The sequence below is a fragment of the Arthrobacter agilis genome, from assembly GCF_002953615.1.
In the GTDB taxonomy this organism is placed as follows: domain Bacteria; phylum Actinomycetota; class Actinomycetes; order Actinomycetales; family Micrococcaceae; genus Arthrobacter_D; species Arthrobacter_D agilis_B.
Genome location: NZ_CP024915.1, coordinates 641,989 through 644,380, shown reverse-complemented (window position 1 = coordinate 644,380; position 2,392 = coordinate 641,989). Strand labels below are relative to the sequence as shown.

The window sequence follows — 2,392 nt, the reverse complement described above, 5'->3', positions numbered from 1 at the left end:
GGTCGGTTCAGCAGGTACCGCCGGCCGTTCGATCCGGAGTGGGGCAGGGAGGTCGAGGCCGAGGTCGACGCCCGCACGAGCGCCGGGCTCCCACCGGCCAGCGTGGTGTCCGTGACCGGGTTGTCCCTCACCGCCCAGTACCAGGCCGGGATCGACGCCGGCATCCTCGTGTCGCGGGGACCACTGGCCCGGCTCCTAAACCACTCCGCCGTGTTCACCGACGGATCGGAGGAGCCGATCGACGTCGTCCTGTGGGCCACCGGATTCCGGGCCGCGCTGGACCACCTGGCCCCGCTGCGCCTCCGCGAGCCCGGCGGCGGCATCCGGATGGACGGCGTCCACGTCCGACGGGAGCCGCGACTCCTGCTCGTCGGCTACGGGGCATCGGCATCGACCCTCGGTGCTTCCCGTGCGGGCCGCACCGCGGCGGCAGCCGCGGTAGGCGCCCTCCGAAGCATCGCGTCACATGAGGGGCCTGCCGGTAATCTGGCGTAGGTGACCTCCCCCGACACCTCCCGTTCCTATTCGCTGACGCTCTCGTGCCCCGACAGGCCCGGCATCGTCCACGGCGTGTCCGGCGCCCTGGTCGGCGTGGGCGCCAACATCACCGAGTCCCAGCAGTACGGGAGCCCGGACACGGGCACCTTCTTCATGCGTGTGGCACTCGCCACGGACGCGCCGGAACAGGAGCTCCGCTCGGCCCTCGAACCCGTCGCCGCGGAGTTCGGGATGGAGTGGGCGCTCGCGCGGTCCGAGCGGCGGACGCGCACGCTCATCATGGTGTCCAGGGCCGCGCACTGCCTCAACGACCTCCTGTTCCAGCACCGCTCCGGGACCCTGGCCATCGACATCCCGGTGATCGTGTCCAACCACCGTGACCTCGAGGACCTCGCCGCCTTCTACGGGGTCGAGTTCCACCACATCCCGGTGACTCCCGCGACCAAGGCGGAGGCCGAGGCCGAACTGCGAGCCCTGATGGACCGGCACGACATCGAACTCGTGGTGCTCGCCCGCTACATGCAGATCCTCAGTGACGAGCTCTGCGAGGACCTGCTCGGGCGCGCCATCAACATCCACCACTCGTTCCTGCCGTCCTTCAAGGGGGCTCGGCCGTACCACCAGGCCCACGCCCGAGGAGTAAAACTGATCGGCGCCACAGCCCACTACGTCACCGGCGCCCTCGACGAGGGGCCGATCATCGAGCAGGAGGTCATCCGCGTGGACCACGCGCGGACGGCAGAGCAGCTCACGTCGATCGGGCGCGAACTCGAGGGCAGGGCCCTCGTCCAGGCGGTGCAGTGGCACGCCGAGCGCCGCGTCCTCCTCGACGGGCGCCGCACCATCGTCTTCAACTGACGGATCCGAGCGAACCCGCCTTCACCGGCCGCCCTTCGCCGACCGGCACCGATCACTCCCCGGCCGGCCGGGCGTCGCCTAGGCTGGCGCCATGGCACACCTGATCCCCTTCCGCGGCAAGACCCCCGACGTCAGCGATTCGGCATTCACCGCCCCGACGGCCTCCCTCATCGGCGAGGTGGTGCTGGGGCCCTTCGCGAGCGTGTTCTACGGCGCCGTCGTGCGGGCCGACACCTCGGCCATCCAGATCGGCGAGGGCACGAACCTGCAGGACAACGTGGTGGTCCACGCCGATCCCGGGTACCCCGCGCACATCGGCGCCGGCGTGAGCGTGGGGCACGCCGCCGTCGTGCACGGCTGCACCATCGAGGACGACTGCCTGATCGGCATGGGAGCCACGGTCCTGAACGGTGCCGTGATCGGCTCCGGCTCCCTCGTCGCCGCGGGCGCCGTGGTGCTCGAGGGGACGGTCGTCCCCCCGCACTCCCTCGTGGCCGGCGTCCCGGGCAAGGTGCGCCGGCAGCTCGACGACGCCGAGGTCGACGCCGTGAAGGCCAACGCCGATCGCTACCGGTCCCTCGCACAGGAACATCGCGCCGCGTTAACTTCTTGACTACAAGGGAGCCCTGCGGCACCCTAGAGATCATGCCCGCAGATCCCCCCTCGACGGCGAGGACAAGCCTGAGCGCCCCGCTTCCGAAGCCGGGCTCGCAGTCCGCCCTGCGCGAGCAGAACCAGCAGCGGGTCATCGCGGCCCTGATGAGCGGCGGGCCCCAGACGCAGGCGGAGCTGTCGCGGCAGACCGGACTGTCCACGGCGACGGTCTCCAACATCGTCAAGGTGATGGCCGCGACCGGCGTCGTCAGCACGGCTCCGACCACCAGTTCCGGCCGGCGGGCGCTGTCGGTGATCCTCAACGACAACGGCCAGGTGGCCGCGGGCATCGACATCGGCCGGCGCCACCTCCGCGTCGTGCTCGCCAGCCCGAACTACCGCGTCGTCCAGGAGGCGGCCGTCAGCCTCCCCCTCGGCCACA

Annotated in this window: 3 protein-coding genes and 1 pseudogene; all 4 read left to right on the top strand. The window is 71.1% G+C overall.

The annotated features are described in order from the left end of the window. A pseudogene (locus tag CVO76_RS03150) lies at positions 1–495 on the top strand (pyridine nucleotide-disulfide oxidoreductase); the annotation flags it as partial. Then, on the top strand, positions 496–1,356 hold the full coding sequence (gene purU / locus CVO76_RS03145) for a formyltetrahydrofolate deformylase (RefSeq protein ID WP_133082729.1): 861 nt from the start codon (positions 496–498) through the stop codon (positions 1,354–1,356). A gap of 91 nt (positions 1,357–1,447) precedes the next feature. Beyond that, positions 1,448–1,969, top strand: a complete 522-nt coding sequence (locus CVO76_RS03140) for a gamma carbonic anhydrase family protein (protein ID WP_208740643.1) — start codon at positions 1,448–1,450, stop codon at positions 1,967–1,969. Positions 1,970–2,001: 32 nt separating this feature from the next. Beyond that, a partial coding sequence (locus tag CVO76_RS03135; RefSeq protein ID WP_208740642.1) for a MarR family transcriptional regulator occupies positions 2,002–2,392 on the top strand: 391 nt, incomplete at its 3' end.